Origin of the sequence: Neobacillus bataviensis LMG 21833 (assembly GCF_000307875.1) — a bacterium.
Lineage (GTDB): Bacteria > Bacillota > Bacilli > Bacillales > Cytobacillaceae > Neobacillus > Neobacillus bataviensis.
In genome coordinates this window covers 1-1,495 of sequence record NZ_AJLS01000113.1, presented here as the reverse complement: position 1 = coordinate 1,495, position 1,495 = coordinate 1, and the positions used below count along the sequence as shown (strand labels likewise).

Annotated in this window: 2 protein-coding genes; both read left to right on the top strand. The window is 42.7% G+C overall.

All coding sequences use genetic code 11. The features are described from left to right. Positions 1-113: 113 nt before the first annotated feature. On the top strand, positions 114-1,094 hold the full coding sequence (locus BABA_RS13865) for a metal-dependent hydrolase (protein WP_007085825.1): 981 nt from the start codon (positions 114-116) through the stop codon (positions 1,092-1,094). 144 nt (positions 1,095-1,238) lie between these two features. Continuing rightward, positions 1,239-1,409: a small, acid-soluble spore protein K gene (locus BABA_RS13860; RefSeq protein WP_007085824.1), complete on the top strand. Its 171-nt coding sequence runs from the start codon at positions 1,239-1,241 to the stop codon at positions 1,407-1,409. The last annotated feature ends 86 nt before the right edge of the window (positions 1,410-1,495 follow it).

The window sequence follows — 1,495 nt, the reverse complement described above, 5'->3', positions numbered from 1 at the left end:
TAAAGGAAACACGGTGAGCGCAAGCGAACCGATGTTGACTTATCGTAGGGCGGAGAGCGAAGGACATTAGCCGCTGGGGCGCTGGAGCTGGACATTAAAGGAGGATTTTCCTTTTGGATACTGGAACACATGTTGTAATGGGGATTGCCCTTGGCGGTCTTGCAACCTTGGATCCATCCGTCGCCACAAGCCATGCTACTGCAACCAGTGTGTTAATTGCCACGATTGCAGGATCACAAATACCAGATATCGATACTGTGTTAAAACTAAGAAATAATGCCATATACATTCGGAACCATCGTGGAGTGACCCATTCCATACCGGCTGTGTTATTATGGCCTCTACTCATTGTAGCAGTCATTTATCCTTTTTTTCCAGCCGCCAATTTATTGCATTTATGGGCATGGACGTTTGCAGCTGTGTTCATCCATGTATTTGTTGATATCTTTAATGCATATGGTACACAAGCGCTTAGACCTTTTTCATCAAAATGGGTAGCTCTAGGCGTCATTAACACCTTTGATCCGATTATTTTCGGCATTCATGTCATAGGGATATTTATTTGGATTTTAGGGGCAAATCCGGGTATTTCCTTTTTGCTAATGTATGCCGTCATCATAGCCTACTATATAAGAAGGTATCAAGCAAAAAAACGAGTGTTGGTTGGGGTAAGAGCCATCATCCCCGATGCTACCGAAATCATTATTGCACCAACCATGAGATATCATCAATGGAGAATTGCGGCCATGAATAAACAGCAGTTTTTTGTAGGGGAAGCTGTTAAAGATCAAGTGGAAATTCTAGACCGCTTTAACCGTATACCTGTCCCAAAAACACCTGTCATCGAAGCAGCCAAAAAAGATAAGAATCTTTCAGCATTTTTATCATTTTCTCCTGTATACCGCTGGGAAGTTGATGAGTACAATGATTTTTACGAAGTTCGGTTTATTGATTTACGCTATCGAAGTAATGGCCACTACCCCTTTGTGGCGGTTGTTCAATTAGATAGGGACTTAAATCGAATCAGTTCATATACGGGCTGGGTGTTTAGCGAGAAGAAATTACGGAAAAAGTTGAGTATTATACCTAGTTAAAAAGCGATGACATGTGGTCATCGTTTTTCCATTTTCTTTTAAAATAAGCTTCATTCAAAACGTGAATACTAATAGTACGTGGTAAGCATTGAGAATGCTTTGCTTTTCACGTGTGTTTCTCATTCCCTAAATGGAGGTACCAGCATGAGAAATAAAGAAACAGGTTTCCCTAATCAAAATAATAACAAGCTTGAGGGAGAGCCAAGAGCGAAGGCCGAATTTGCTTCAAAGAGAGCCAATGGTACGATTAATACCCATCCACAAGAGCGGATGCGCGCTTCTGGGGAGCGCGATGATGAGTCTCCTCAGTACTAGAAAAGCGCAAGCGCCCTGGTCAGCGGCGTATGGCCTGGAGCGCTCCAACTGAGATAAAGGAAAATCGAAAAGCGGAAGCGCCTTGC

Bases quoted from the DNA above. Each gene is read 5' to 3' on its own strand.
- BABA_RS13860 (WP_007085824.1), top strand. From the start codon at position 1,239: ATGAGAAATAAAGAAACAGGTTTCCCTAATCAAAATAATAACAAGCTT.